Here is a 26,540-nt window from a genome sequence, read left to right on the forward strand (position 1 = left end):
GTGTTATGCGTATTAATTAGATCTTTATTGTGTATAGTTCTTTAAAACGATGCCCTATTGTGACCAGAATCATTTACAATAGAGCCACTTAATTGTATAACCCAGCAAATGCAAGGAATAGGAACATGACAACCATTACTTTACCTGCACTTCCATATGGCTATGATGATTTAGCGCCACATATTAGTAAAGAAACTTTAGAATACCATCACGACAAACACCACAATACCTATGTTGTTAACTTAAACAACTTAATCAAAGGAACTGACCTTGAAGGTAAAACTTTAGAAGAAATCATCAAAGCAACTGCTGGTGATGCATCTAAAGCTGGTATTTTCAACAATGCTGCTCAAGTTTGGAACCATACATTCTACTGGAACAGCATGAAGCCAAATGGTGGTGGTAAGCCTACTGGCGCAATCGCTGCTAAAATTGACGAAGCTTTTGGTAGCTACGAAAAATTTGCAGAAGAATTTACTGCTGCTGCAACAACTCAATTCGGTTCAGGTTGGGCTTGGTTAGTTGCTGATGAAGTAAACGGTAAACTTTCTATTACTAAAACTTCTAATGCAGACACTCCACTTGCACATGGTCAAATTGCTGTATTAACAATTGACGTATGGGAACACGCTTACTACATCGATTTCCGTAACTTACGTCCTAAATATATCGCAACTTTCTTAGAAAGCCTTGTGAACTGGGACTATGCAAATGCAAAACTTGCAGGTCAACCAGCAGGCGTAGAGAAATAATTTTATTTCTTTATAAAAAACCACCCTATTTCGGGTGGTTTTTTTTATTTTTAATACCACAAAAGCATATTAATCAAGCAAACGATTCATTTTCTTTAATATTCTTATTGACGGTTTTAGATTTCATCCATAAAATGCGCATCAGATTCTCCAATAGCTCAGTCGGTAGAGCGACGGACTGTTAATCCGCAGGTCCCTGGTTCGAGCCCAGGTTGGAGAGCCATCTACTAATCTCCCATAGCTCAGTCGGTAGAGCGACGGACTGTTAATCCGCAGGTCCCTGGTTCGAGCCCAGGTGGGAGAGCCAAGATTCTAAAAGCCCGCATTCATTGCGGGCTTTTTCTTTTTTATCATTTAATACTTTTATTATTTTTAATAAAATCAACGTTTCGAGTATTTTTAAACCAAACGATTAGATATTCTCTCTAATTCTGCCATTAAGGCTTGACCCAGCCCCCTTTCCTGCCTAAAATCCTTTTCCAGATTCTCCCATAGCTCAGTCGGTAGAGCGACGGACTGTTAATCCGCAGGTCCCTGGTTCGAGCCCAGGTGGGAGAGCCAAGATTCTTAAAAACCCACTCATCATGAGTGGGTTTTTATTTGTATGATGCTTTCCCATGTTCGAATCGAGTCACTTATTTTTTATTGTTTTAGGTTGCGTAAGCACCTGTATTTTTCTTCTCGTTTGTTTACGGCCTTATTTATTTCCAAAACAAAAATTCTTTGCCCGTCCTGTCATTACAAACTTTGAAACTCAAATGTTTATCCGTTTAAAACAAAGTTTTCCAAATTATCATGTATTAGCACAAGTGGCTTTTAGTGCTTTAATTACCAGTAATGACTATAAAATTCGTAGTCAGTTCAACCGTAAAGTCACTGACTTTGTCGTGCTAAATGACAAGATGGAAGTGATTGCTATTATTGAGCTAGATGACCCTACCCATCTTGAAAAAATAGAAGAAGACCGTGTTCGTGATCAAATGCTCACTGAAGCAGGTTACCTAGTAAGGCGCTACACGAATATTCCTACGGTACGCCAGTTACAAAAGGATATTCATTAACAAGCTGCTGTTATTTCTTTTCTGAATTTGCAGCCTCTTTTTCAGCGATTCTTTTTGCCATGTCTAAACGCTGCTGTTCGTATTGTTTTTTATTCTTCGCATCGCTTTTCGCAGCAAAGAAAAGAATTCCTATAATCAGAAAAGGAATGAGTAAACCTAATCCCATTAATAACCAAGGAACAGATTTTTTTTCAACAGGTTGCTGGCTCATAAATGCTTTAAACTCAAATAGTATCAAATCAAACTGTGTAACAATATAACAAAAAGAGCCTCTATAAAGTGGCTCTTTTTTTAAAGCTAATTTCCAATTAAACAAATAAATCTTAGAATTTACCTGTGCAATGTGGACTTTGGCTGGCATCTTTTTGTGCATCAGTCAGCACAATACCCGTACCCGCTGACATATTAGCTTGAATGAAATCTACAGCATTGGCATTTTCACATATGATTGCTTGAGTATGGGTCGCATTCGGTACAATAGTTAGCTTATAGCCTTTATCATAGCCTGCTTGTGGGAAGAATTTTACAGCATTAGCTTTCATATTGGCAAATAAGCCTTGTGTAACTACTGGCAATACAGCTTGATCTTTTTCACCTTGAATAATAAATACAGGCGTTTTAATAACTTTCTCGGCTGTAGCATTCGTCGCAGGTTGAGTCGCCGTCAAGAAGCGTTGAACAACTTGATCTCCTTTAAATTTATTTAGATCAATACCGTACTGGGTAATTTGATGTGTAGGGTCAGCCAAGAAAGCTAAGATTCCCGCTTTAAATTTCTCTTGTAAACCATTTGCACTATCTGGTGCAGGATAACTTAAACAAGCACCATCATCACCAGTACGACCATAAGCCAATTCTGCAATATCAGCCGCTCCTGAGGTAAAAATTGCCTTCAAGTCATAGTCTGGTTGCTGTGCTTTAATCCCTGCACTTGCTAAGGCAGCATATGCTAATAATTCGGCATATCCTTCTGCAGTTTTATCAATTGTAGGTACAGCAAGCGCTAGTGGATCATTTGGAGACATTTGCCCTGCAGCAATCGCTGCATCAATCTGTCTACGCGCTCTAATTGCCTGATCTAGCTTACTAACTGCAAAATTACTATCTTGATTCATTGCAGGGTCAATATAAATTTGAATAATTGTTCCTAAGCTTGAAGCTGGTGCACCAGCTACAGCACCTTTATAACTTGCATCGGTATTAGCAAATTCAGCAGTTCCCAAAGATGCATGCCCACCTTGAGACTGACCAATCGACATCCAGTCACCTTTTAACTGAGCGCCATAATGTTCTTTTACTGCTTTAACTGCAGCTAATGCTGATTTTGCTTCACTTGATAAGTTTAAGTACGGATGCACCCCTTGTGTACCTAATCCCTCATAATCTGGTGCCACAATCACATAACCTGCTGCTAACAAAGACTCAGCAAGGATTTTAAATCGCGGATTAATTGCATTTTTACTTGGTGCGCAACCATCACCCACCCCAACAGTTCCGTGTTCCCATACCACTACGCGATAACCATCTTTCGGTTGTGTAGCTTTTGGAAACAATACCATTGCTGTAGCAGTTGCTGTTTTTCCTTGAACATTTGCCATGTTATAAGTCATTACTTTGATCGTTGAGGCATTATCAACTTTATCAATTGCGTAATTACTTTCAGAGACATAGGCTTTATTTGTATCTATCCCAGTGTAATTATCATCATCGTCATTACACGCTGTAAGAAATAATGCTGAAATTGATAATGTTATAGCTAAAGCAATGTTTGACCGTTTCATAGAATATCCTTTTTATGTGTTATTTATTCCGCATATTTTTTATGCACAAATATTAAGACATAAAAAAAGTGCTCTGCATAGAACACTTTTCAACCTCATGGTCATTTTTACTATATGAAATTTAAAAATATTCCTAGAAAAATGATTAATCCAACCCAACGATTGTGACGGAATGCCCAAAAGCAGACTTGAGGGTTGCGGTCTTTGGTTTTCATTGTTTGATATATAAAATCGAATGCTACAATCACTAAAGCGAAGATCGCCCATGGAAATAAGATATTTTCTAAATATAGTGCAGTACCAATCAAAACAAGACTCGTTGCCTGTAAAAGCGCAATAATCTGGATGTCATATCGACCAAAAAGAATAGCGGTAGATTTCACACCAATCTTTAAATCATATTCACGGTCAGTAATTGCATATTGAGTATCGTAAGCAACTGTCCAAGCCAAATTACCAAAATAGAGCAGCCAACACGTTATATCTAAAGGCTTACCCATTGCTGTAAAGGACATTGGAATACCCCAAGAAAATGCCATACCTAAAACGACTTGCGGTAAATGGGTATAACGTTTCATGAAAGGATATATAAATGCTAGAACCAAACCTCCTAACGCACAGTAAAATGTCGCTATAGGTAAAAAGAACAAGGTACAAGCACTCGCAAATACTAAAGCTAAAAATACATATATAGCTTCTCTTGGGCTAATTACACCAGTTGCCAAAGGACGTGTCTTTGTACGCTCTACATGACCATCGACTTTACGATCAGCAAAGTCATTAATGGCACAGCCAGCAGCACGCATAAAAATTGTGCCTAATACCATCGCCAGAAGAATATGTAGAGGTGGCATCCCCTCTGCTGCAACCCAAAGTGCCCACATGGTTGGCCAAAACACCAGTTCTGTTCCAACTGGCTTATCAAATCGACATAGATAATAATAAGCTTCTAAGCGCTGACGCCATGTTGTGCCTGTTGCAGTCGTCATAGTAATTCCTTGTCGTGCTGCTGATTTAAAAAAGCTTCAAAAGCCGGTAAGAATGTTTCTTGGACGATAAATTTACATCCATGCCAAGTATAGCAACTTTGCCGTGTCCAACCTTCCGGTAAACGAATGACACGGCGGTCACAAAGCGGAGTGGTTCTTTGAAATAAAAAAAAGCCAATCGGTTTAGAACCAATATGCTGAAATATACGGGCTTTTTTTTGTAAGCTTTGAATTGGAAAAATACTTTTTGCCTTCACCCATGGCTGTGCCTCACAGCCATATAAATAAGTTTCCCTTACCCACGAGGTGTGAGCATGAGACATATTCATCCATTGACTATCTGCAAAAGTTAAACGCTGAAAGTGTTCTTTAAAGGGTTTTACACTGAACTGGCCACCACCAAGCTCAGTTAATTGTTGAGTCAGAGAACCAGACGCATACAACCATGTTTTCAATTCAGGATTTAAAGTCTTTTCCTGTTTAAGTACTGGTTGCCGTTTACGCATAATCTGCTCACATGAAAACTCGCACCTAGTTTACCCCAATTTTTTGATAAAAAACGTAGAGAATTCAATCAACATTTTGAACAATAAAAAAGCCTGCATAAGCAGGCTTTTTTACGAAAATATGTATTACAAGCTGTAGTACATATCAAATTCAACTGGGTGAGTAGTCGTGTTAAGACGACGTACATCTTCAGTTTTAAGTTCGATGTATGCATCAAGCATTTCTTTAGTGAACACGCCGCCTTTTAACAAGAATTCGTGATCTGCTTGAAGTGCTTCAAGAGCCATATCTAAGCTATGAGCAACTGTTGGGATTTTTGCTTCTTCTTCTGGAGGAAGATCATACAAGTTCTTATCAGCAGCTTCGCCCGGATGGATCTTGTTTTGGATACCGTCGATACCAGCCATCAACAATGCAGCGAAACCTAAGTACGGGTTCATCATTGGATCTGGGAAACGAGCTTCGATACGCTTACCTTTAGGGCTAGAAACGTATGGAATACGGATAGAAGCAGAACGGTTACGCGCTGAGTAAGCAAGCATAATTGGTGCTTCGAAGTGAGGAACCAAACGCTTGTATGAGTTTGTAGATGGGTTTGTGATTGCATTCAATGCACGAGCGTGCTTGATGATACCACCGATGAAGTACAACGCCATTTCTGAAAGGCCTGCATATTCATCACCAGCAAACAAGTTCTTACCATCTTTAGAGATAGACATATGAACGTGCATACCAGAACCGTTATCACCTACCATTGGTTTAGGCATAAACGTAGCTGTTTTTGCATATTGATGTGCAACGTTCCAAACAGCATATTTAAACTGTTGAACTTCGTCAGCTTTACGTACAAGAGTATTGAAGCTCACACCAATTTCTAATTGGCAAGAAGCAACTTCGTGGTGATGTACTTCTACACGACCTGGGCCCATGATGTCTTCGATTTTCGCACACATTTCTGCACGCATATCTTGTGAAGAATCAACTGGAGGAACTGGGAAGTAACCACCTTTAACACGTGGACGGTGACCAGAGTTACCAGACTCGTAGTCTTTACCAGTAGACCAAGCAGCTTCTTCAGCGATTAATGTATGACGAGCGCCAGACATATCGATGTCCCATTTCACTTCGTCAAATACAAAGAATTCTGGTTCTGGACCAAAGAATGCAGTATCACCGATACCTGTAGATTTTAAGTATTCTTCTGCACGGCGAGCAATCGAACGTGGGTCACGCTCATAACCTTGACCTGTTGAAGGTTCAATAACGTCACAAGTCACAACTACAGTTGGTTCAGCAAAGAACGGGTCGATGAAACCAGTTTCTGCATCTGGACGTAAAATCATGTCAGATGCTTCAATGCCTTTCCAACCAGCGATTGAAGAACCATCAAACATTTTACCGTCTTCAAAAGTATCTTCATCAATAGAATCAGCTGGGTAAGTTACGTGCTGTTCTTTACCCTTAGTATCAGTAAAGCGAAAATCGACCCATTTTGCGCCACTTTCTTGTATGAGTTGAAGGACCTTGTTCGCCATGCTCATTTTGCTCCAATGAAATTTTGTTGCACTTGTTAAGTGCGTGTTAGTTGCTGGTATTTATATAGCAATTCTCATACCAACTTTATAAGACTTACCTAAAACATTGAATTGCTTATAACTATCGATGATTTAGGTCCCTTGTCTCGAACCCATTATACTGTTTGCATAGTTAAATGCACCATATTCAGACATTTTCAAATTATGGCATACAAGAATAACTCGCAATCGCCCTAATTTAGTGCAAAATTGTTGCGCCAATATGAATCATCGCATCAATATCTAGCAATCATTCACGATCATAATACTTTCTTATATAGAAAGCCGACCTTCCTACTGCAATGCATGAAAATAATAATCTATTTTATATGAAATTTTTAAGCTAGAGCTGAGACCATGGTATATACACCATGATTTGCTAATAAAGGCTTTAAAAAGACTTCTTCTGAATAGATATTTTTAAAATGGAATAGTTTATGAGTTCATACTCACCCATTGAAATTCTAAAGCTTTAAAATATTAATCTAATTTTGTTCTTATTGTTCTTTGTACTAAAGCAAGAGTTGATCAGCTTTGGTGCAGTAAGAACTTTATAGAACCCACCTCACCTTATAATTTTTCTGATCTAATTTTTACCGTTTGTTATATACCTTTTTTATACATGACAAACTTGCTTTTCAAGTTAAAAAAATCTAAAAAATGAAACATAACTTTTTTTTATAATTAAACAAACTAAAAGTTTGGTTTTCTCTAAATTACCAATCAGTTCAAAGGATTTGAAATGAAGCATGAACTCGAACAATATGACAGAGCTTTTTTCGGCCATCCAAAACCCCTAAAAACTTTATTTTTTACAGAGCTTTGGGAAAGATTTTCTTATTATGGTATACGGCCTTTACTCGTTCTTTATATGATTGCAATGGTCAACGACGGTGGTTTAGGCCTTGACCGCCCAACCGCTGCAGCAATTGTTGGGTTATTTGCGGGCTCAATGTATTTAATGACCGTTTTTGGTGGTTGGATTGCCGATAACTGGTTAGGTCAGGCACGATCGGTCTGGTACGGTTCCATTATTATTGCGCTAGGCCATTTATCAATTGCCCTCACTACCATTTTTGATCAATTCTTTTTTTATTTCGGTTTAGTTCTTATTGTGCTTGGATCAGGTCTATTTAAAACCTGTATTTCAGTGATTGTCGGTACATTATATAAAGCTCAGGATAGTAGACGAGATGCCGGTTTCTCCATTTTTTACATGGGGATTAATATGGGATCGTTTATTGCCCCCCTTCTTACGGGTCTATTAGCACGTGATCACAACTGGCACTTAGGTTTTGGAATCGGCGGCCTTGGGATGTTAGTTGCATTACTTATTTTTCGTATCTTTGCTATTCCACAGCTACAAACTTTTAATCAGTTGCGTCAAGAAAATGACAATTGCAATAAACCCATTGTTGAAAATAAAAATGCGCCCAAAATTGCTTTCTCCTTTTTACTATCTGTCGCAGTCATTAGTGCTCTTACCTTCTTTGGCATCATACATATCAATCCAGTCGCAGTAGCAACTTATTTAACAGTTGCAATTGGGATTGGAATTATTGCTTATTTTGCGTATTTACTACTTTTCCTAAACTTAGAGCAGCATGATAAATTTAAAATTATTATTTGTTTCGTTTTATTAGCAGCATCTGCCCTATTCTGGTCAGCTTTTGAACAAAAACCCACAACTTTTACTTTATTTGCGCAAGATTATACAGACCGTATTGTTTTCGGATTTGAAATACCAACGGTATGGTTTGAATCAATTAATGCCCTATTTATTATTGTTTTTGCTCCAGTTGCAGCTTGGTTATGGGCGAAGCTAGGTAAGTCAAATAAAGACCCAAGCTATATCAGCAAATTCATCATTGCATTGTTATTCGCAGCAGGCGGCTTTTTGCTTATGTCTTTTGCGAGTCGTTTCGCAATTGCTGGCGGTTTAGTCTCACCATTTTGGTTAGTCAGTACTGTATTTTTGCTTACCATAGGTGAACTTTGTCTAAGCCCGATTGGCTTATCAACCATGACCAGACTTGCACCTGATGTTATACGTGGTCAAATTATGGGTCTGTGGTTTACAGGTACAGCTTTAGGTAATCTCATTGCGGGTCTTATTGGCGGGCACGTATCGGCAGATAGTATTGATCATTTACCCACCCTGTTTATGCGATGTGTTTTGGCATTAGTGATTGGTGCAATCGTGTTATTTTTATTAAAGAAACCTATTAATAAATTAATGAACAAAACTACCAGTAAAGTTCAACCTGACTTGGAAACTATATGAGCGTTTTAACTGTTCCAGAAAAACTTGAAAAACTTCGCGAACTCATGCGCATTCAGCAAATTGATGCATTTGTTGTAATGAGTGCCGATCCCCACATGTCAGAATATTTACCAGACTATTGGAAGGCGAGACAATGGCTCAGTGGTTTTAGTGGTTCTGTTGGTACGCTTGTGGTGACACAAAAGTTTGCTGGCCTATGGGCAGATGGTCGCTATTGGGTACAAGCCGAGCAACAACTGGTTGGAACTGGCTTTAATCTTCAAAAATTAACAAGTGATGAGTCTTCAACACATTTAGCTTGGATTGGACAAAACTTAGCAGCAAATTCGATCATTGCTGTAAATGGACATACCTTATCTATTCAACAATTTAAAGCACTCGAACATACTGCACGAGTTCATAGCTATAAACTCGAGACTCAAAAAGATTTAGTTGGAGAGATTTGGTTAGACCACCCAGAACTACCCTCTGAAAAAATCCATTTAATGCCTGAAGGGCTAAATGCACTCTCTCGTAAAGAAAAAATTCAGGCTATTCGTGAGACTTTACATAGCAAGAATATTTCGGGGCATTTCATTTCATCTTTAGATGATATTGCATGGGTCTTAAATGCACGTGGACAAGACGTAGAATACAACCCAGTTTTTCTTTCTCATTTTTATATTAGTGCAGAGCAAGCTGTTCTGTTTATTGATAGCAGTAAAATAGACTCAACCATTCAACAGGCTTTCGCAGCCGATGGCATCGAAATTCGTAATTATGAAGATACCTCTAAGTTTTTAACGAATATTTCTGATCCATCTGTGCTTTTAGATCCAGCAAAAGTATCGATTTTTCATGAACAAGCCATCGCAAAAGATATTCAGGTTGTATACGACATCAACCCAAGTACACTTTTTAAATCGCGCAAGCATGAAAGCGAAATTGCTCATATCCGCCATGCAATGCTTAAAGATGGAGTCGCGCTTTGTCACTTTTTCCATTGGCTAGAAAAAGCACTTCATCAGGGTGAACGCATTTCAGAACTGACTATCGATGAGAAAATTACTGCCTACCGCGCTCAGCAAGACGGATTTATAGGACCAAGTTTTTCAACGATTGCAGGCTTTAACGCCAATGGTGCTCTACCTCACTACCGTGCAACTCCAGAGCAATACTCATTCATTGAGGGCGATGGTCTATTACTCATTGACTCTGGCGGGCAATATGTAGATGGAACAACTGATATCACTCGTGTTGTTCCTGTGGGGACACCAACAGAGCAACAAAAACGTGACTATACGCTGGTTTTAAAATGTCACATTGCTTTGGCAAAAGCTATTTATCCAGAAGGTTTAGCTGCACCGCTACTCGATTCAATTTGTCGACATACTTTATGGCAACATGGTTTAGATTATCGACACGGAACAGGTCACGGCGTAGGCTTTGCACTTAACGTACATGAAGGGCCACAAGTTCTTTCTTACTATGCGCCTGTACATGCCTACAGCAAATTGCGTGAAGGAATGATTCTCTCTAATGAACCGGGTCTATACTATGAAGGACAATATGGTATTCGTATTGAGAATTTGGTTGCAAACAAACTTCACTCAGGCTTTGAAAAAACTTACGGTGAATTTTTAGAGTTTGAAACGCTCACGCTTTGTCCAATTCATTTAGACTGTATCGTAGTTGACCTACTAACAAATGAAGAGAAAGACTGGCTAAATCATTACCATCAAACCGTCCAAGAAAGACTCGCTGAACATTTGTCGGGAGAGGTCTTAGACTGGCTGATTTATAACACACGTAAGATTTAAACTTTTTTGTGACTAAGGCAGAATAATCCTCTATTTCTAATGAAAAGCTTATTCTGCCTTTATTGTCTTTATCTCTATTTTTAAACAAACTTAATATGCATCAAAGCTTAATTTTTTCTCAAATGTCTAACGAATGAAATAGTTAAACTGGTCACTTCTTTTTTTGTTATATTAGCCGCTTAGAAAGCGGCTTTTTATTTGATCAAATAAAGGTACTTTTTAAAAAGTGAGTAACATTGTGAGTAAAACTCTAGTCACTTAATTAAATATATATTAATTATCATGAGGTTAAGTTCATCATGCTTCTAATGATCGACAATTACGACTCTTTTACCTACAACATCGTCCAATATTTTGGCGAGTTGAATCAGGAAGTAAAAGTAGTTCGCAATGATCAAGTCACATTAGAGGATATTGAACGATGGCAACCTAAATATCTGGTTATTGGTCCTGGTCCTTGCTCTCCAAGTGAAGCGGGTATTTCCATTCCTGCAATTAATCACTTTGCCGGAAAAATTCCTTTGCTTGGCGTGTGTTTAGGGCATCAAAGTATTGGGCAAGCTTTTGGCGGAAACATTGTAAGAGCCAAAACGGTTATGCATGGACGTTTATCTGATATGTACCACAGCAATAAAGGTATTTTCAGTAATCTCCCTAGCCCATTCTCGGCAACTCGTTACCACTCTTTGGTGATCGATCAGCAAACACTGCCTGATTGCCTTGAAGTCACGTGTTGGACCAATGAAGCAGATGGCTCAATGGAAGAAATTATGGGTGTTAAACATAAGACACTCCCTGTCGAAGGTGTGCAGTTCCATCCAGAATCTATTTTGAGTCAACATGGCCATCAAATCTTTAAAAACTTTTTAGATATTTATGCATAAGTGATCACTATGAATATTCAACAAGCACTTAACCATATAACAAAAAATATTCACCTGACTCAGCCGCAAATGGAAGACATTATGCGCAGCATCATGCAAGGTGAGGCAACCGAGGCACAAATTGGTGCTTTGATGATGGGCCTTCGCATGAAAGGTGAAAGTATTGACGAAATTACTGCTGCCGCACGTGTTATGCGTGAATTCGCCATCAAAATTGATGTGAGCGATATCAAATATTTAGTTGATATTGTGGGTACTGGCGGCGACGGTCAAAACTTGTTTAATGTGTCTACTGCTTCAAGCTTTGTCATTGCAGCAGCAGGCGCAACCATTGCAAAGCATGGTAACCGAGGCGTTTCAAGTAAATCAGGTTCATCAGACTTACTTGAGCAAGCAGGAATTAATCTTGATTTAGACATGCAACAAACTGAACGCTGCATTCGTGAGATGGGTGTAGGGTTTTTATTTGCTCCAAATCATCACAAAGCAATGAAATATGCTGTCGGCCCACGTCGTGAGCTTGGTGTTCGCAGCATTTTCAATTTACTTGGCCCGCTTACGAATCCGGCCGGCGTAAAACGCTTTGTGATTGGGGTATTTTCAGATGAGCTTTGTCGTCCGATTGCAGAGGTTATGAAGCAACTCGGTGCTGAACATGTCATGGTGGTTCATTCAAGAGATGGACTCGATGAAATCAGCCTTGCTGCTCCTACTGCTGTTGCTGAACTTAAAGACGGCGAAATTACTGAATGGACACTTACCCCAGAAGATGTCGGAATTGAATCACAAACTTTAAATGGTTTAGTTGTTACGGATGCCGCTGCCAGTTTAAAGCTAATTAAAGATGCGTTAGGTAAAAATAAAACTGCTATTGGTGAAAAAGCAGCAAACATGATTGCACTTAATGCGGGTGCGGGAATTTATGTGGCTGGTATTACCAAAACCTATGCTCAAGCTGTTTCATTCGCTCAAGATATTATCTACGGCGGACAAGCTTTAGAAAAAATGAGTGTTTTGGCTGAATTTACCAAAACATTAAAACAATGTCAGGCAGATTAAGGATTTCTCATGATTAATATTCAAAATACCATTTTAGGTAAAATTGTTGACCGTAAACATGAGGAACTTGCTGCGCGTTTAAAACAACGTAATTTACAGGATGTTGAAGAACTTGCGAAAGCTGCAACTCCGGTAAGAGGATTTGCAAAAGCGTTACAACACAAACGCCCTGCCGTGATTGCTGAAATTAAAAAAGCGTCCCCATCAAAAGGTATTATTCGTGCAGATTTTAATCCTGCTGAAATTGCCGAACAATATGAACAAGCTGGCGCAGCATGTTTATCTGTTTTAACTGATGTTGATTTTTTTCAGGGCGCAGATGAAAATATCGCAATCGCAAGAAGCCACTGTGCTTTACCCGCTTTACGTAAAGACTTTCTGATTGATCCATATAATGTAGTCGAAGCACGTGCTTTACATGCTGACTGTATTTTATTGATTGTTGCCTCTTTGTCAGACCAGCAGCTCGAAGAAATGTCTAAAACTGCTTTTGAACATCAACTCGATGTATTGGTTGAGGTTCATGACGAAGAAGAACTAGAACGTGCTTTAAAGTTGTCTGAGCAATGTATATTAGGTGTGAATAACCGTAATTTAAAAACCTTTGATGTTGATTTAAACACATCAATTCGTTTGAAAAATTTACTTCCTGCCTCTCGTTTACTCGTGACTGAAAGCGGTATTGCCACTCCAGATGATGTTCGCATGATGCAAGAACATGATATTCACACCTTCTTGGTTGGTGAAAGTTTTATGAAACAACCAAGACCAGACCAAGCCTTTAGTGCCCTTTTTGGACAACCCCAAACGGTTTAATAGAAGATATATGAGTAATAAAGATTCATCGCTTTCTAAAGAGCAACAAAAGTTATTGAAGCAATTTAAAAAGCAAATCTCCAATCCTCATTCAAGCAAAATCGCAAGTCAGCCTGAGGTCAAACAACCTCAGGCTGAGTCTGAAGAATTGGAAAATGCAAATCTGTTTCAAAGTGCTGTAGCAGGTGTTAAACCCATCAATAATAGTAATATTGCTGATGTGAGACCCCCTCGCGTAAAAAAAGTTGATGCTCAAACATTAGCGAAACGTGCAGCTGCCGAAGGCGGGCGTGACACTGAACATGCCGAGTTATCTGATACTCAAGCGGCTTTAAACCCTGTCGCAAGCCAAGCGACCTTAAGCTATCGCATTGCTACCCTTCAGCATAAAGTATTTGAAGACTTAAAAGCTGGCAAAATGCGTTGGTTTGAAGCTGTAGATTTACACGGCTGTACCATTGAACAAGCACGTGATGCGGTTCTACAAATTATCCAGATCGCAAAAGATGAAAATCAAAATGTGATCAAGATCGTACATGGTAAAGGCCCAGAAGCTGTCTTAAAAACCTATGTCAATGGATGGTTACGCCAACACCGCGATGTTTTAGCCTTTGTAAGTGCTCCAGAAAATCAAGGTGGCACAGGCGCCGTTCTCGTACTGCTTAAACGTGCAGAAAAAAATCCCAAGTACCAACAATAATCGGCATTTTCTACAGAATTCAGACTTTTTATAGTTTTCTGATAGAATGCCGTTTTGTTCAACCAGTGTAAGTGAACATTCTTATGTCTATGCAGCAATCGTACGCAAATATTCTGACTGCCGTCGGTGAAGATCTTGATCGTCCCGGCCTTAAAGATACGCCTGTGCGTGCGGCTAAAGCTTTTTCATATTTAACTTCTGGCTATAGTAAAACTTTAGAAGAAGTCACCAATAATGCTGTTTTCCCATCAGATAACCATGAAATGGTATTGGTGAAGAATATTGAATTTTATTCGCTTTGCGAACATCATCTCCTTCCATTCTATGGTCGTGTTCATGTTGCCTATCTACCGGAAGGCAAAGTTCTCGGCTTGTCGAAATTTGCACGTATTACTGAAATGTTTGCACGTCGTTTGCAAATTCAGGAAAACTTGACTCAGCAAATCGCAGAAGCTGTGGCTGAAGTGACTGGTGCTCGTGGTGTAGCCGTAGTTATCGATTCAGCACATATGTGTATGATGATGCGTGGTGTAGGTAAGCAAGAATCAACTACACGTACTGTGTCATTTATTGGTGATTTTAAAACTGATAAAGAAGCACGTCGTGAGTTCTTAAGTGCCGTACCTGAAAGTTACTAATTTTTATTTAGTAAACTAATTAAAGCCCGACTCAGTTGGGCTTTTTTTACATCTGAACGCTTCGCGAACTCCATAAAACATAACAATTAAATTATGTGATTTTTGTTATAAAAGTACCCATCTTTATTTTTAAATAATTTATGAGTTAATCATGCAATTTAAAAAAATTTCTTGCTTACTTTTACCGCCTCTTTTTATTTTTAGTAGCTCAATTTATGCGGGTAATACACCAAAAGAGCAAGAGATCAAAAAACTGGTTGATCAAAATTTTAAGCCTTTATTAGAAAAATATGATGTGCCCGGTATGGCTGTGGGCGTTATTCAAAATAACAAAAAGTATGAAATGTATTATGGTCTACAATCCGTTCAAGATAAAAAAACCGTTAATAGTAGTACCATTTTTGAGCTAGGTTCGGTCAGTAAATTATTTACCGCTACGGCAGGCGGATATGCCAAAACAAAAGGCACAATCTCTTTTGATGACACGCCCGGAAAATATTGGAAAGAACTAAAAAATACACCGATTGATCAAGTGAATTTACTTCAACTTGCGACATATACCAGTGGAAACCTTGCCTTGCAATTTCCAGATGAAGTAAAAACAGATCAGCAAGTTTTAACGTTTTTCAAAGAATGGAAACCTAAAAACCCAATCGGTGAATATCGACAATATTCAAATCCAAGCATTGGTTTATTTGGAAAAGTTGTTGCTTTGTCTATGAATAAACCTTTCGACCAAGTCTTGGAAAAAACCATTTTTCCAGATCTTGGCTTAAAACATAGCTATGTAAATGTGCCTAAAACTCAAATGCAAAACTATGCATTTGGCTATAACCAAGAAAATCAGCCGATTCGCGTTAATCCTGGTCCGCTCGATGCACCAGCATACGGCGTTAAATCTACCCTACCGGATATGCTGAGTTTTATTAATGCCAACCTAAATCCACAAAAATATCCAGCAGATATTCAACGTGCAATTAATGAAACACATCAAGGTTTCTACCAAGTGGGTACGATGTATCAAGCACTAGGTTGGGAAGAGTTTTCTTATCCAGCACCTTTACAAACTTTATTAGACAGTAATTCAGAACAAATCGTGATGAAACCTAATAAAGTAACTGCTATTTCAAAAGAACCTTCCGTTAAGATGTTCCACAAAACTGGATCGACTAACGGTTTTGGAACATATGTCGTGTTCATTCCTAAAGAAAATATTGGTTTAGTCATGTTAACTAATAAACGTATTCCCAATGAAGAACGCATTAAAGCAGCTTATGCTGTGTTAAATGCAATAAAGAAATAATAGGCTTTTCTAAAAACAAAAAGAGAAATGAATAATCTCATTTCTCTTTTTTTATGGGCTTATTCTTTAAAAGAACCAAACATATCCTAGACTTGATTTCATCCAGTCTTGATGATTTTGTTGTTCATAATCCCAATTTAATCGAACAGCATTATTGCGATTAATCACATATTGCCACTGCGTATTGACTCTCAAATTCCATTGATTTTGGTCTTCCCAATAGGGCAATTCGATTTGCACGACAGAGTTGAAGCGCTCAAACCATTGGTTCATACAACCTAAAGTTGGACCTACGCCTACACGCCATCCTTTATCTAGATCAGAACCTGTTTGTACGTAGCTTTGCAGTTGCCCATAGCAAATATGTTTGCGTTCATAGTCAGCAAGACTGTAACCGACCTGTGCATTAAAGCTTGCGACGCCGTGTTGTTTGTCTTCATTAAAACTTCCGTTATGAATGGCTTCCTGACGCCAGCCTAAGTTAAATCCCCAACTCAGCGGTGTTTTAAAAGGTTGAATCGGGTTATAAGAATTTACTTCGAGCAAATCAAGATGTTCTAGTTTTAAATGATCATCTCGCCACTGCGCATTACCATTTAAAAAGAGTAATTGAGTACCTGCACGATATCCGCCTTGAGGATCTATTAAGTCATGGTAGGCTTGCCGATGACCAAGTTCAATAAACTTATCACCCTGCACCTCTCCAGCTTTCACGGAAAAGTTACGAGCGTTATGACCTTGAGTTGGTTCCTTTGTTGGTCTTTTAGGTTCTTGACGTTGCTTATCTAAATCAATCTGACTTCTTAGCGCTAAAAGCTGACGTAACTGCGGTTGAGCAATACTTTCTTCTATTTTTCGGCTAATAAATTGGAGATATAAATCATCGTAAGCCATCTCGAGGATTTTAGCCTGATCTTGCTCACTAAATGATTTTAAAATCTGAGAAGACTGCTGTGTAGGCAGCATCGAAATTTGATGAGCCACCTTTGCCAAAGAGGCACCATGCTGATGAGCTTGGGCTAGTAGCTGAGTTTCTAAAGCAGGTCGATACACAGGAGCTTTGGTGAGTCCCTGCTGCTGCATCGATTTAATGGTTTCCATTGGAATGGAGGCATAAGTAAATTTTTCTTGTAAGTTAGATTCAGGTTTTACTAAATCGACTAACCCTAAAAGCCTATAGGCGCAGTTATCACTTACAAAATAATAAGGAAAGCTCACATGTTGCATTTCCCAAATATGACTTACTAAAAACCGAGTTTCTTCAGGTGATAGACTTAACTCATATTCCCATAAATCACGGCTTTCAAAATCGCCGTACTCTTTTACCTTACGATAATAAGGCATCAGTGAATATTCACCCGGATACTGCCCTGTTAAACCTTTCCATGCATATGACCAGTTGTCGTTCCCCGCCACAGTTGCTGCATAATTTACAGCGTAGGAAACTAAATTTAATTGTTGCTGATCTTTAGGGTCTAAACGCAATAACGTATGGCCAAACATGGAGCTAGGATTGCCCATAAAATCGGTCGCATAAATTAATGTCGCTTTGTAGGGCTTAATCTGCCCAATCCAGTTTTCAAACTCTGAACATTTTACTTGAGGCAATTCATTTTCTTGAATACCGACTTTTTGTATGAGCCATTGGCTACGTGCAGGGAACTTACAACGAATCGACTGATTATCTTGAGCAGGCATAAATAATGCCGAGATATCCGCTTTTAGTTCTTCTTTTAGATTATTTTTTCCATTTTTTGATAGGAAATATCCACCGTAAGTGACCTCACTTTTCTGGTTTTTATTGGCATACATGAGCCTTTGCCATGTAATATCTTGATCTAGATTTTGTTGTTCTGCGATTGACCAATATTTTTGAATAGATGGATTTATATCTGCTGAATACGCAATATTCACTGCCAAAGAGGCAAAAACTAAAACAACTGACTTCATTAAGCTCATCAATTTTTATCATTAAATATAAGAAAAACCCTGCCATACGACAGGGTTTTCAGTTTCAAACTTATACGTAAGCTTTTAAAACGTCGTCTTTAGCCATTACAGTTTGTAATGATGCTAATACTTGAAGCGTATTTTGGTTGTTTGCAGAATAGATTTCACCAAAGTTTGCTTTTGAAACTTTGAAGAAACGATCTTTATCTTGAGGTTTAATTTGCATTAACTCAGCAAGTACGTTCAGGCTTTCACCTTGGCCTACTGCCATATCACGAGCTAAAGCTTCAGCATTTTCATTTGTGAATGTAACCACTTGAGCAGTTACTGTTCCGCCTTGACGGCAGCCTAAAGTACCGAAAGTGATCCCTAGTAATTGGTTAGTAAAAATACCGTTTGTTGTCGCAGCAAGAATTTTAGGCGCTACTCCTTTTTTGCCAGCCCAGACTTGTGTACCCACACCACAACCTACATCGTTGTCAGCCATTGCAACACTTGAACCAGCTGCTAATAACGCAGCTAAAGCTAATTTTTTTAACATAGATGTATAACTCCAAAATCATTATTGATTGTTTCTTATGTGTTGTATTGTTATGTGTAATTTTTATTACACGCTATTAAAGATAACGAGAAGGCTGTGAATTAGCAATTAAAAAATAAATAATATGATAAAAAGTGCAAAAGAAAAATTTATCTTAAATTCCAGTTACCTTGATTATCTCGATGACCTAATATTTTAAGCACCAGTACTAAACTTAAGAGTAATAATAAATACCATGAACCAAGTTTACCCCAGCCCACCATATGCCAAGCATCTACCTGACTTGGATAGAGCCAGATTTTATAAAAAGTACTGATATTTTCAGCAATCCAGATGAGAAAAGCGAGTGTAATCAATACAGGCAACATCGGGATTTTAAATTTATGTTCATTTAACTGAAAATAAAGCTTAGTCTTCCAAAAAATAAACATACTGATCGCAAATAAAATATAGCGAATATCAGGTACAAAAAATTTACTCATAAAGTTTATATATGAGAAAAATGCCAATAAAAGCATACTTCCAAAACTAGGAAGCTTTTCAAAAGAAACTTGAAACAGTCGGATTGAACGTGCAAAAAAACTACCCACAGCCGAATACATAAAGCCTGCAAATAAAGGCACAGTTAAGATTTTAAATACGGCGGGCTGAGGATATTGCCATGATGCAATCGCGGGATGCGTTAAAAATATTTCCATGACCATCGCCATGACATGAAATAAAGCAATAACTTTGGCTTCTGCCCATGATTCAAGCTTTAAATAAAGTAAGCAGATCTGGATTAACAATGCATAGATGAGTAAATAATCATAGCGATAAAAACCCATATATTCATGGCTTCCCATCGGTGCTGTTAAAGCAAAAGCCATTAAAAGCAGAATACCAAACAAGGCTGCCGAAACAGCCTTGCCGATAAAATGAATGGGTAAAGTCAGATGTCGCACAAAAAACTATCCTAGATATTTAGCACTATACTCATGTACTGTATCTACAAAGATTTTTGGCTGTGCAGGGTCTACCCATTGGGTAATCCCGTGGCCTAAGTTAGCAACGTAACCTGTTTTTTCACCATTTGCGTAAGCATCGTCTAACATCGCTTTTACTGCTTTTTCAATTGAAGCAGCTGAGCCATATAAAACGGCAGGATCAAGATTACCCTGTAACGCTACGCGTCCAGAGACAACATTACGTGCTGTATTGAGCGGAGTAGTCCAGTCCAAACCTAATGCATCTGCACCAGTGGTAATCATCGGCTCTAACCATTGACCGCCACCTTTGGTGAACACAATAACAGGAATACGTCGGCCGTCTTTCTCACGCTGTAAACCTGCAATGATTTTATTCATGTAGTTTAAAGAGAATTCGACATATTCACGGTGTGCCAATGCCCCGCCCCAGCTATCAAAAATCTGGATCGCCTGAGCACCGGCATCAATTTGAGCATTTAAATAATCAATGACTGAATCTGCTAAATGACCAAGTAAAGCATGCAAAACTTCTGGCTGCGCATACATCATTTGCTTGGTGAAACGGAACTCTTTACTTGAACCACCTTCAACCATATAAGTTGCAAGCGTCCAAGGACTACCAGAGAAACCAATCAGTGGAACTTGACCACCTAAAGCAGAGCGAATTGTACTTACCGCATTCATCACATAATCAAGATCTGATTTTGCATTTAACTTTGGTAAATTCGCGACATCTTGTTCAGTACGAATAGTCTTTTGAAACTTAGGACCTTCTCCAGTTTCAAAATAAAGCCCTAAACCTAATGCATCAGGAATTGTTAAAATATCTGAAAATAAAATCGCTGCATCTAAGTCGTAGCGGCGTAAAGGCTGCAAAGTTACTTCGCAAGCAAATTCTGTATTTTTACATAGAGATAGAAAGTCGCCTGCTTTTGAACGTGTTTCACGATATTCAGGCAAATAACGTCCTGCTTGACGCATCATCCATACCGGTGTGGTATCTACAGGTTCGCGTAACAAAGCTCGTAGGAAACGATCATTTTTCAAAGTCGTCATTACCAATCTCTATATTCTTTATGTGGCAGCATCATATCAAAAACATAGAGAATTTTATAATTTCAATTTCACACAAAAAACGCGTCAATCTACTAAAAAATGCATATTTACACAAAAGTCTACTGCAAGTAGCGGGCTTTTCTGCAATACTTGCAACATGTTACATTGGGTTTATTGATATTCTTTTAATCACTAAATTGCCAATCTTGGGCTCATAGAGATGAGTTATTGGTAGTTTTATGCACTTTGAGATCAAATCAATCTTCCTATTGCTTATATGAAAATTCTTAAGGTTGAATTACATGTTTGTTCGCTCATTACTCGCTATGAGTTTAAGTTGTATTATTGCTAATGTTGCTTTTGCTGCTTCAACAACTGAGCAACCCCTGAACCCTAAAAAGGTATCAGCTCCTGTAGAAGATCCGATTGATCCTTTAGCAGTAGAAGCAGCTTCAACTGTACAAGCTCAAGCTCCGACACAAATCACCGCTCAAGAACAAAATGACCTAAATCGAGCGTCAACAACATTACAAAATTTACAGAAAACTGAAGACCCAAATGCTGTATCAGGCATCGCTGCGTCGACTCCAGCTGTTGCTAAAACCACTGCGGCGTCTACGACTACTGCGACAACCGCTGCATCATGGACTTTAGATAGCTTAAACTCGGCAGAATGGTCTGAAAATATTGGTAAAGGCCAGCTTCCAGTTTATGCACGTGCTCACGTTATGCTAAATAATGCACATGCATCACCAGGTGCAATTGACGGCATGAGCGGTAAAAATACTTTAAAAGCAATTTCTTCATTCCAACAAATGAATGGTTTGTCACCTACTGGTGAACTCACTAAAGAAACTTGGGATGCTTTAGTTGCTAAACAAACAAAGCCAGCATTTATTGAATACACAATTTCTGATGCTGACTTAAAAGGTCCATATGCTGAGTCGATTCCTTCTGACTACGCATTACAGGCCAAAATGAAAGGTTTGTACTACACGCGTGTTAGCGAAATGTTGGGTGAGAAGTTTCACATTGATGAAGCTTTCTTAAAGAAAATTAACCCAACTGCGACATTCAAAAAAGTGGGCGAAAAAATCATTGTTCCAAATGTACGCAATGATTTACCAGAAGACATTCATTTGATTATTGCGCATAAAGGTGCAAAACAACTGTACCTCTTCAATAGCCGGAACCAAATGATTGCCTCATTTCCTGCAACAATTGGCAGTACTGATACGCCTTCTCCGACCGGTACTTACAAGGTAGTTGGTGTAGCACGTAACCCATGGTACAGCTACTCACCTTCAAACTTCGTACAAGGTAAAAACCTAAAACCACTTTCTTTACCACCAGGTCCAAATGCTCCTGTAGGTAATATCTGGATTGGTTTAAGTAAAAAATCTTTTGGTATCCACGGAACACCAAACCCGTCTTTAATTTCTAAAACAGCTTCACACGGTTGTATCCGTTTAACTAACTGGGATGCAAACGATTTAGGAAGTAAAGTACGTTCTGGCGTAACTGTTAAATTCCTTGAGTAATTAATAGTTCCATTAAAGACCTGCCTTCATGGCAGGTTTTTTTATTCTTAAAAATATATGAGTAAAGAACCCTATAATCATATCAATTATGCAACGACATGTTGCAGTTAACCTATTTTTTCGCCCTTCATAGAACATTAAGATATTTCTCAAGAGATAAATAAAAATTTGGGAGATTAGGTCATGAATGCTTATCTACATCGTAGTGAAGATCGAGGTCATGTAAAAGCAGGCTGGTTAGAGTCTTATCATAGCTTTTCATTTGGTAGCTGGTACGACCCTAAATATATGGGTGTAAGCGCTCTACGCGTAATTAATGACGACCAGATTGATGCGCATAATGGTTTTGGTACGCACTCACATGACAATATGGAAATCTTAACCTGTGTGTTAGATGGTGCCATTTCACACCGCGACACGATGGGAAATGAAGGCCAGATTAAAGCGGGTGAATGGCAACTTATGAGCGCCGGCACAGGTGTTGCCCACAGTGAAATCAACAACACTGATACGCCTGTACATTTATTACAGATCTGGATTATTCCAAATGAAAGAGATGCCGAGCCAAATTATCAACAAATTAATTTGGACCCACGTAAAGAGCCAAACAAATGGCATTTAATTGCAGGGCCTGATGCAAATGCACCAATGCATATTCGCCAAGATGCAGAAGTAAAGTCTGCTGTATTGGAAAAAGGCCATGAGTTAACTGTTGATACGGTTAAAAAAGTGAACTATGTGCATGTGATTTCGGGTGTAGTTCGCATTGACGATCAAGAGGTTAAAGCAGGTGATGCTTTAGTTTTTGAAGATAAAGCGACAATTCAAGCAACTGAAGACAGTCAATTTATCTGGTTTGATTTGCCTTAAATCACCAACAGCCCTTTGCATAAAAGGGCTTTTTTTAATCTCCGCCACCACCGCTATCATAGCTACCCGAGTCTGAAGATGACGAACAATCATTTGAATGGCTAGCACTATGATGATGGCTAGCACTGTTATCGTGAAAATGATGCGTTAAAGAAGATGAATGATCATGCTCACCAGATGGTGAATAATTTTTTAAATTTCTAAGCAGAGCAATTAAACAAATCAGTCCGATACTGGAAAAAATCGCAATAAATATAATAATAAATAACTTCAAATAACGACCTCCTAAACTAGATCAAGCTATAGAGATGCTTGCGCGTTCCTATTCATTCAATTATTTAAATGAGTCATGTTAAATAAACAAGTTGTTTTTTGATGAATAAGATAAAACTTTTAAGTTTCCTTTACATATAAATAGGCGCTTGCTCTTGATATACCTAAATGTTGTGCAACTGTCTCGACAGCCTTTTTAATATCTAATAAACCATTATTTTTTAACTCATGTATTAATTGTTTTCGCTCATTAAGTTTTAACATGCGTGGTGTAGTGGCATGTTTTGAAGCAAATTGATCGATATATTTACGGATTGCTTCAGTACCTTTCGGCTCCAAATTTTCAACTATGTTATCAGTTTCAATTTTAGCAAACTGTTCTAAAGCGCTTTGCATTCCCCGAAATAGGGTTAAATCAATATTCATACATAAAGCGGCCACATACTGACCCTCTTCATCTTTAATACCAATAGAAGTACTTTTTGCAGGGCGACCATCAGCAAATTGGTTTGCATAGTTTGAAATAAGATTTGGAAATTCTGGAGACATGATTCTAGCCAGCCCTAACTCAGTTGCCGGATCACCAACTTTTCGGCCTGATAAATTATTGTGTATTGAGAGTATGGCATGCTCAGGATTTGTTAAATCATGGACAATAACTTCGCAAAAAGGAAATAGCGTTTCACTTAACCCCTTCGCGATAGTATCGAGTTGAGTGAGTAAATGCTTATCACGATTGTCCAATGTATTTCCTCCAAATGATTTGATTACTATTTCAAACCCGAGCGTAAAGTTGCAATAGTAATTTAGACTTTTTATCTAATTTTAAACTTAATGTAAATCAAAATCTTATATCTCATTGTTATCCCATTAGAAAATAAAATTAGACATTTTATCCAAAAGTATATACTTTATCTAAAAAGGTTAATATTTAGTTTATTCCTTGCGCAATACGGAATCTTGAACTCAAAAATATTGAATAGAATTAGGTTTAATTATGAAAAATTTAACCCTTCCAACTTATGAAGATGTGGCAGCCGCTGCTGAACGCCTAAAAGGTTTTGCAAATAAGACTCCTGTTTTAACTTCACGCACTGTTAACAATGAATTTGAAGCAGAAGTATTCTTTAAATGTGAGAATTTTCAACGTGTTGGCGCTTTCAAATTTCGTGGCGCAATGAATGCACTTTTGCAATTCAATGAGGCTCAAAGAAAAGCTGGCGTGGTTGCTTTCTCTTCGGGAAATCATGCACAAGCGATTGCTCTTTCAGCAAAAATTCTTAGTATTTCCGCCACAATCATCATGCCCAAAGATGCTCCTGCTGCAAAAATGGCAGCAACGCGAGAATACGGCGGAGATATTGTTGAATTTGACCGTTATACAGAAGATCGGGAAAAAATTGGAAAAGAAATTGCTGAAAAAAATGGTCTAACCTTAATTCCATCTTATGACCACCCACATGTAATTGCGGGTCAAGGAACGGCTGCAAAAGAGTTATTTGAAGAAGTAGGTGACTTAGATTACCTATTCGTATGTTTAGGAGGTGGCGGTTTATTGGCTGGTTCGGCCCTTTCTGCTCGCCAACTCTCGCCTAACTGTAAAATATATGGCGTTGAACCTGCTCTAGGAAATGATGGACAAATGTCTTTTAGAAAAGGAGAAACTGTTCATATTGATACACCGCAAACGATTGCCGATGGTGCTCAAACTCAGTATTTAGGCAAACTCACTTTTCCCATTATTCAACAAAAAGTTGATGACATTTTGACTGTAACTGACGAAGACCTTGTTACTTCAATGAAGTTCTTTGCAGAGAGAATGAAGATGGTGGTTGAACCGACAGGATGTCTCGGTTTTGCTGCTGCGCGTAATTTAAAACATGAGTTAAAAGGCAAACGTATAGGAGTCATTATTAGTGGTGGGAACGTCGATATTTCTAAATATGTAGAGTTTTTATCTGCTTAATAAAAGTTGGTGCCTATCTATGAGGTCAGTTAAAGCGTCCTATATAGGCACTGCATACGTTAGTTTCCCAACTTGTTCACGTCATAATTTAAATAAACTGCATAAAAAAATACTCTAACAATCGTTCTCTTTCATCTGGTTTGTTTGGATCTAAAAGCTGTACCATCGCCCCATCAATCGTAAAGAAAAACATGTGTGCATCTTGTTTTGAAACATTGGTATGGCTCGTTAAAAGCAAATGATAGATTTCATTGATAAACCAGTTTCGATAGTCAATTACGACCTGATACGCCTTCGGATGGGTTTTCGCTATCTCGAAAATAGCTTTAAATGGCAAATGATAAAGTCCGTCTAAATCTGCATGTAAAAAGTAAAGTTTGCGAAGCTTTTCAAGCAGCGTTAAATCTTTTTGAACATAGATAATTGAAAGCACCTCATGTTTAAGCCCATCTTTTTGAAAGGTTAGGCTCATTTCAATAAGCCGCTCTTTTGAATGAAAATAATTATAAAAAGTTGCTTTTGAAGTTTTTGAAGATTCAAGAATGCGGTCCACTCCGACTTTATGAAAACCGTAGTTATTAAAAAGATATCGGGATGTGTGAAGCACACTTAAAGCACGAAACGGGAGATCTGAATGTGGCATATTTTTACCGTTATAAATTCTTGTTGTTTCTAAATGAGATACTTTTTTGGGAGAAAAAAGGCATAGCAAAGCCGTAAGACTGTGCTTGGCACATCTCAAGTTTTATTGTTGATGCAAGTTTTTTTGAGCCGTAATGACTTAAAGCCTGAACACCCTAAAGGTCATCAAGCTGATAAATATGATTTAAGTTGTGTCGTTATAGCTTTTGGCAAAGACTGCCAAGAAATTAAGAATGTGCAAAGCCAACTCCTTTTTATTGGGAGTTCTGCCAGACATGAAAATTATGGTGGCAGAACGAGAAAGGGTTAGCAGACTGGTGAAAGATATAACCAGCACACCCGAAGGTGTCCCTCTCCCGTCCTACCGCTACGGGAGGAGACGAGGAGTCTACGCATAAGACTATTCCTCAGACGGAATAACTCTGATGCGATCTTTCATCACGGTCTGCTAAAACCGGCTGGCAATGTGGCCAGCAGGCAAAGGATAAGCTTCACATTTATTGCAGTCAAGCACACAAAATGACATTTGCTTTAAAATAGTTCATTAAAAAGTAAGGATAAATAATCAATAAGTTATTGTTAATTT

General features: G+C 38.4%; 26 protein-coding genes and 3 tRNA genes. 17 read left to right on the top strand and 12 right to left on the bottom strand.

Going from position 1 to position 26,540, the window contains the following annotated elements; genetic code table 11:
- Nucleotides 1–125 precede the first annotated feature (125 nt).
- The 5 genes from KTI78_RS00495 to KTI78_RS00515 all read left to right on the top strand — a co-directional run bounded on the left by KTI78_RS00495 (nucleotide 126) and on the right by KTI78_RS00515 (nucleotide 1,813).
- Complete coding sequence (locus tag KTI78_RS00495) at nucleotides 126–752, top strand: superoxide dismutase (RefSeq protein ID WP_000208083.1); 627 nt, start codon at nucleotides 126–128, stop codon at nucleotides 750–752.
- Between the two features lie 147 nt (nucleotides 753–899).
- Nucleotides 900–975 (top strand) — tRNA-Asn (locus tag KTI78_RS00500).
- Between the two features lie 8 nt (nucleotides 976–983).
- Nucleotides 984–1,059, top strand: a tRNA-Asn gene (locus KTI78_RS00505).
- A gap of 178 nt (nucleotides 1,060–1,237) precedes the next feature.
- A tRNA-Asn gene (locus tag KTI78_RS00510) sits at nucleotides 1,238–1,313 on the top strand.
- Nucleotides 1,314–1,369: 56 nt separating this feature from the next.
- Nucleotides 1,370–1,813 carry a DUF2726 domain-containing protein gene (locus tag KTI78_RS00515; protein ID WP_262444905.1) on the top strand — a complete coding sequence of 148 codons (444 nt, stop codon included), beginning with the start codon at nucleotides 1,370–1,372 and terminating at the stop codon, nucleotides 1,811–1,813.
- A gap of 10 nt (nucleotides 1,814–1,823) precedes the next feature.
- On the opposite strand, the gene KTI78_RS00520 is transcribed toward KTI78_RS00515, so the two are convergent.
- The 5 genes from KTI78_RS00520 to glnA all read right to left on the bottom strand — a co-directional run bounded on the left by KTI78_RS00520 (nucleotide 1,824) and on the right by glnA (nucleotide 6,631).
- Complete coding sequence (locus tag KTI78_RS00520; RefSeq protein ID WP_262445022.1) at nucleotides 1,824–2,024, bottom strand: hypothetical protein; 201 nt, start codon at nucleotides 2,022–2,024, stop codon at nucleotides 1,824–1,826.
- Between the two features lie 112 nt (nucleotides 2,025–2,136).
- Nucleotides 2,137–3,594: an alpha/beta hydrolase family protein gene (locus KTI78_RS00525; RefSeq protein WP_262444906.1), complete on the bottom strand. Its 1,458-nt coding sequence runs from the start codon at nucleotides 3,592–3,594 to the stop codon at nucleotides 2,137–2,139.
- Between the two features lie 110 nt (nucleotides 3,595–3,704).
- Nucleotides 3,705–4,583 (bottom strand): 4-hydroxybenzoate octaprenyltransferase, encoded by an 879-nt coding sequence (gene ubiA / locus KTI78_RS00530; RefSeq protein WP_262444907.1) that lies wholly within the window; start codon nucleotides 4,581–4,583, stop codon nucleotides 3,705–3,707.
- Nucleotides 4,580–5,089: a chorismate--pyruvate lyase family protein gene (locus KTI78_RS00535; RefSeq protein ID WP_224991421.1), complete on the bottom strand. Its 510-nt coding sequence runs from the start codon at nucleotides 5,087–5,089 to the stop codon at nucleotides 4,580–4,582. Before KTI78_RS00535 ends, ubiA begins: the two co-directional genes overlap by 4 nt.
- A 126-nt stretch (nucleotides 5,090–5,215) precedes the next feature.
- Nucleotides 5,216–6,631, bottom strand: a complete 1,416-nt coding sequence (gene glnA, locus KTI78_RS00540) for a type I glutamate--ammonia ligase (protein WP_002052696.1) — start codon at nucleotides 6,629–6,631, stop codon at nucleotides 5,216–5,218.
- Nucleotides 6,632–7,406: 775 nt separating this feature from the next.
- On the opposite strand from glnA, the gene KTI78_RS00545 reads away from it, so the two are divergent.
- The 8 genes from KTI78_RS00545 to blaADC all read left to right on the top strand — a co-directional run bounded on the left by KTI78_RS00545 (nucleotide 7,407) and on the right by blaADC (nucleotide 16,147).
- On the top strand, nucleotides 7,407–8,948 hold the full coding sequence (locus KTI78_RS00545) for a peptide MFS transporter (protein ID WP_262444908.1): 1,542 nt from the start codon (nucleotides 7,407–7,409) through the stop codon (nucleotides 8,946–8,948).
- Nucleotides 8,945–10,747 carry an aminopeptidase P family protein gene (locus tag KTI78_RS00550; protein ID WP_262444909.1) on the top strand — a complete coding sequence of 601 codons (1,803 nt, stop codon included), beginning with the start codon at nucleotides 8,945–8,947 and terminating at the stop codon, nucleotides 10,745–10,747. The genes KTI78_RS00545 and KTI78_RS00550 overlap by 4 nt, the downstream gene beginning before the upstream one ends.
- A 299-nt stretch (nucleotides 10,748–11,046) precedes the next feature.
- Nucleotides 11,047–11,631: an anthranilate synthase component II gene (locus tag KTI78_RS00555; protein WP_039250772.1), complete on the top strand. Its 585-nt coding sequence runs from the start codon at nucleotides 11,047–11,049 to the stop codon at nucleotides 11,629–11,631.
- A 9-nt stretch (nucleotides 11,632–11,640) separates the two neighbouring features.
- Nucleotides 11,641–12,690, top strand: coding sequence for an anthranilate phosphoribosyltransferase (gene trpD / locus KTI78_RS00560; RefSeq protein WP_262444910.1), 1,050 nt, complete (start codon nucleotides 11,641–11,643; stop codon nucleotides 12,688–12,690).
- 9 nt (nucleotides 12,691–12,699) lie between these two features.
- Complete coding sequence (gene trpC / locus KTI78_RS00565; RefSeq protein WP_032053317.1) at nucleotides 12,700–13,506, top strand: indole-3-glycerol phosphate synthase TrpC; 807 nt, start codon at nucleotides 12,700–12,702, stop codon at nucleotides 13,504–13,506.
- Nucleotides 13,507–13,516: 10 nt separating this feature from the next.
- Nucleotides 13,517–14,206 (top strand): Smr/MutS family protein, encoded by a 690-nt coding sequence (locus tag KTI78_RS00570; protein WP_016140429.1) that lies wholly within the window; start codon nucleotides 13,517–13,519, stop codon nucleotides 14,204–14,206.
- Between the two features lie 89 nt (nucleotides 14,207–14,295).
- Entirely contained in the window at nucleotides 14,296–14,844 is a 549-nt protein-coding gene (gene folE / locus KTI78_RS00575; protein ID WP_171067934.1) for a GTP cyclohydrolase I FolE, read from the top strand.
- A gap of 151 nt (nucleotides 14,845–14,995) precedes the next feature.
- Entirely contained in the window at nucleotides 14,996–16,147 is a 1,152-nt protein-coding gene (gene blaADC, locus KTI78_RS00580) for an ADC family extended-spectrum class C beta-lactamase (RefSeq protein WP_262444911.1), read from the top strand.
- A 66-nt stretch (nucleotides 16,148–16,213) separates the two neighbouring features.
- Here blaADC and KTI78_RS00585 read toward each other — a convergent pair whose 3' ends face one another.
- The 4 genes from KTI78_RS00585 to hemE all read right to left on the bottom strand — a co-directional run bounded on the left by KTI78_RS00585 (nucleotide 16,214) and on the right by hemE (nucleotide 20,662).
- A complete protein-coding gene (locus tag KTI78_RS00585) occupies nucleotides 16,214–18,106 on the bottom strand; it encodes a DUF4105 domain-containing protein (RefSeq protein ID WP_262444912.1) in 1,893 nt (630 codons plus the stop codon).
- Nucleotides 18,107–18,167: 61 nt separating this feature from the next.
- The gene (locus KTI78_RS00590) at nucleotides 18,168–18,638 is read right to left on the bottom strand and encodes a DUF3015 family protein (protein ID WP_003650547.1); all 471 of its coding nucleotides are present in this window, start codon (nucleotides 18,636–18,638) and stop codon (nucleotides 18,168–18,170) included.
- A gap of 149 nt (nucleotides 18,639–18,787) precedes the next feature.
- The gene (locus tag KTI78_RS00595) at nucleotides 18,788–19,582 is read right to left on the bottom strand and encodes a DUF817 domain-containing protein (protein WP_262444913.1); all 795 of its coding nucleotides are present in this window, start codon (nucleotides 19,580–19,582) and stop codon (nucleotides 18,788–18,790) included.
- A gap of 6 nt (nucleotides 19,583–19,588) precedes the next feature.
- Complete coding sequence (gene hemE, locus KTI78_RS00600) at nucleotides 19,589–20,662, bottom strand: uroporphyrinogen decarboxylase (RefSeq protein ID WP_262444914.1); 1,074 nt, start codon at nucleotides 20,660–20,662, stop codon at nucleotides 19,589–19,591.
- Between the two features lie 302 nt (nucleotides 20,663–20,964).
- On the opposite strand from hemE, the gene KTI78_RS00605 reads away from it, so the two are divergent.
- Together KTI78_RS00605 and KTI78_RS00610 are read left to right on the top strand one after the other, a co-directional pair.
- Nucleotides 20,965–22,203: a L,D-transpeptidase gene (locus KTI78_RS00605; RefSeq protein ID WP_016140423.1), complete on the top strand. Its 1,239-nt coding sequence runs from the start codon at nucleotides 20,965–20,967 to the stop codon at nucleotides 22,201–22,203.
- Nucleotides 22,204–22,386: 183 nt separating this feature from the next.
- Complete coding sequence (locus tag KTI78_RS00610; RefSeq protein WP_262444915.1) at nucleotides 22,387–23,073, top strand: pirin family protein; 687 nt, start codon at nucleotides 22,387–22,389, stop codon at nucleotides 23,071–23,073.
- Between the two features lie 34 nt (nucleotides 23,074–23,107).
- Here KTI78_RS00610 and KTI78_RS00615 read toward each other — a convergent pair whose 3' ends face one another.
- Both KTI78_RS00615 and KTI78_RS00620 read right to left on the bottom strand, forming a co-directional pair.
- Nucleotides 23,108–23,347, bottom strand: a complete 240-nt coding sequence (locus KTI78_RS00615; RefSeq protein WP_262444916.1) for a hypothetical protein — start codon at nucleotides 23,345–23,347, stop codon at nucleotides 23,108–23,110.
- A 119-nt stretch (nucleotides 23,348–23,466) separates the two neighbouring features.
- The gene (locus KTI78_RS00620) at nucleotides 23,467–24,090 is read right to left on the bottom strand and encodes a transcriptional regulator (protein ID WP_262444917.1); all 624 of its coding nucleotides are present in this window, start codon (nucleotides 24,088–24,090) and stop codon (nucleotides 23,467–23,469) included.
- Nucleotides 24,091–24,343: 253 nt separating this feature from the next.
- Here KTI78_RS00620 and KTI78_RS00625 point away from each other — a divergent pair, with 253 nt between their 5' ends.
- A complete protein-coding gene (locus KTI78_RS00625; protein WP_262444918.1) occupies nucleotides 24,344–25,312 on the top strand; it encodes a threo-3-hydroxy-L-aspartate ammonia-lyase in 969 nt (322 codons plus the stop codon).
- 88 nt (nucleotides 25,313–25,400) lie between these two features.
- On the opposite strand, the gene KTI78_RS00630 is transcribed toward KTI78_RS00625, so the two are convergent.
- A complete protein-coding gene (locus tag KTI78_RS00630; RefSeq protein ID WP_262444919.1) occupies nucleotides 25,401–25,955 on the bottom strand; it encodes a TetR/AcrR family transcriptional regulator in 555 nt (184 codons plus the stop codon).
- Between the two features lie 81 nt (nucleotides 25,956–26,036).
- Here KTI78_RS00630 and KTI78_RS00635 point away from each other — a divergent pair, with 81 nt between their 5' ends.
- Nucleotides 26,037–26,264 (top strand): hypothetical protein, encoded by a 228-nt coding sequence (locus KTI78_RS00635; protein WP_262444920.1) that lies wholly within the window; start codon nucleotides 26,037–26,039, stop codon nucleotides 26,262–26,264.
- The last annotated feature ends 276 nt before the right edge of the window (nucleotides 26,265–26,540 follow it).

It is taken from the genome of Acinetobacter sp. WU_MDCI_Abxe161 (genome assembly GCF_025514355.1).
Taxonomy (GTDB): Bacteria; Pseudomonadota; Gammaproteobacteria; order Pseudomonadales; family Moraxellaceae; genus Acinetobacter; species Acinetobacter pittii_E.

Excerpts from the sequence above, each read along its gene's own strand:
- hemE (WP_262444914.1), bottom strand. The coding sequence starts at position 20,662 with ATGACGACTTTGAAAAATGATCGTTTCCTACGAGCTTTGTTACGCGAA.
- KTI78_RS00525 (WP_262444906.1), bottom strand. The coding sequence starts at position 3,594 with ATGAAACGGTCAAACATTGCTTTAGCTATAACATTATCAATTTCAGCA.
- KTI78_RS00555 (WP_039250772.1), top strand. The coding sequence starts at position 11,047 with ATGCTTCTAATGATCGACAATTACGACTCTTTTACCTACAACATCGTC.
- KTI78_RS00605 (WP_016140423.1), top strand. The coding sequence starts at position 20,965 with ATGTTTGTTCGCTCATTACTCGCTATGAGTTTAAGTTGTATTATTGCT.
- blaADC (WP_262444911.1), top strand. The coding sequence starts at position 14,996 with ATGCAATTTAAAAAAATTTCTTGCTTACTTTTACCGCCTCTTTTTATT.
- KTI78_RS00590 (WP_003650547.1), bottom strand. The coding sequence starts at position 18,638 with ATGTTAAAAAAATTAGCTTTAGCTGCGTTATTAGCAGCTGGTTCAAGT.
- trpD (WP_262444910.1), top strand. The coding sequence starts at position 11,641 with ATGAATATTCAACAAGCACTTAACCATATAACAAAAAATATTCACCTG.
- KTI78_RS00520 (WP_262445022.1), bottom strand. The coding sequence starts at position 2,024 with ATGAGCCAGCAACCTGTTGAAAAAAAATCTGTTCCTTGGTTATTAATG.
- KTI78_RS00550 (WP_262444909.1), top strand. The coding sequence starts at position 8,945 with ATGAGCGTTTTAACTGTTCCAGAAAAACTTGAAAAACTTCGCGAACTC.
- KTI78_RS00495 (WP_000208083.1), top strand. The coding sequence starts at position 126 with ATGACAACCATTACTTTACCTGCACTTCCATATGGCTATGATGATTTA.
- KTI78_RS00515 (WP_262444905.1), top strand. The coding sequence starts at position 1,370 with ATGTTCGAATCGAGTCACTTATTTTTTATTGTTTTAGGTTGCGTAAGC.
- ubiA (WP_262444907.1), bottom strand. The coding sequence starts at position 4,583 with ATGACGACTGCAACAGGCACAACATGGCGTCAGCGCTTAGAAGCTTAT.
- folE (WP_171067934.1), top strand. The coding sequence starts at position 14,296 with ATGCAGCAATCGTACGCAAATATTCTGACTGCCGTCGGTGAAGATCTT.
- KTI78_RS00545 (WP_262444908.1), top strand. The coding sequence starts at position 7,407 with ATGAAGCATGAACTCGAACAATATGACAGAGCTTTTTTCGGCCATCCA.
- glnA (WP_002052696.1), bottom strand. The coding sequence starts at position 6,631 with ATGAGCATGGCGAACAAGGTCCTTCAACTCATACAAGAAAGTGGCGCA.
- KTI78_RS00570 (WP_016140429.1), top strand. The coding sequence starts at position 13,517 with ATGAGTAATAAAGATTCATCGCTTTCTAAAGAGCAACAAAAGTTATTG.
- KTI78_RS00630 (WP_262444919.1), bottom strand. The coding sequence starts at position 25,955 with ATGCCACATTCAGATCTCCCGTTTCGTGCTTTAAGTGTGCTTCACACA.
- KTI78_RS00585 (WP_262444912.1), bottom strand. The coding sequence starts at position 18,106 with ATGAGCTTAATGAAGTCAGTTGTTTTAGTTTTTGCCTCTTTGGCAGTG.
- KTI78_RS00610 (WP_262444915.1), top strand. The coding sequence starts at position 22,387 with ATGAATGCTTATCTACATCGTAGTGAAGATCGAGGTCATGTAAAAGCA.
- KTI78_RS00625 (WP_262444918.1), top strand. The coding sequence starts at position 24,344 with ATGAAAAATTTAACCCTTCCAACTTATGAAGATGTGGCAGCCGCTGCT.
- KTI78_RS00535 (WP_224991421.1), bottom strand. The coding sequence starts at position 5,089 with ATGCGTAAACGGCAACCAGTACTTAAACAGGAAAAGACTTTAAATCCT.
- trpC (WP_032053317.1), top strand. The coding sequence starts at position 12,700 with ATGATTAATATTCAAAATACCATTTTAGGTAAAATTGTTGACCGTAAA.